Here is a 334-nt window from a genome sequence, read left to right as displayed (position 1 = left end):
GATCCGGACACCCCCGAGCTCCTGTGGAGCCCGGACCCGGACCGGGTGGCGGACACCGAGATCGTCCGGTTCGCGACCTGGGTGCGTGACGAGCGGGGCGCCCCGCTGTCCGACGTCACCGACTACGCGCAGCTGCACACCTGGTCGGTGACCGACCTGGAGGGCTTCTGGTCGGCGGTCGCCGAGTACTCCGGCGTGCTGTTCCACGCCCGCCCGACGGCCACGCTCGGCTCCCGTGACATGCCCGGCGCGCAGTGGTTCCCGGGCGCGACCCTCAACTACGCCGAGCACGCCCTGACCCCCGGCCCGGGCCGCGCCGACGACGACATCGCCG

1 protein-coding gene is annotated in these 334 nt (G+C 74.3%); it reads left to right on the top strand.

What is annotated here, in order from left to right; all coding sequences use genetic code 11:
* Positions 1-45 precede the first annotated feature (45 nt).
* On the top strand, positions 46-334 hold a 289-nt coding region (locus DBV35_RS29595), incomplete at its 3' end, for an acetyl-coenzyme A synthetase N-terminal domain-containing protein (RefSeq protein ID WP_281262264.1).

This window comes from Acuticoccus kandeliae (assembly GCF_003073115.1).
This window is presented reverse-complemented; position numbering and strand designations above follow the sequence as displayed.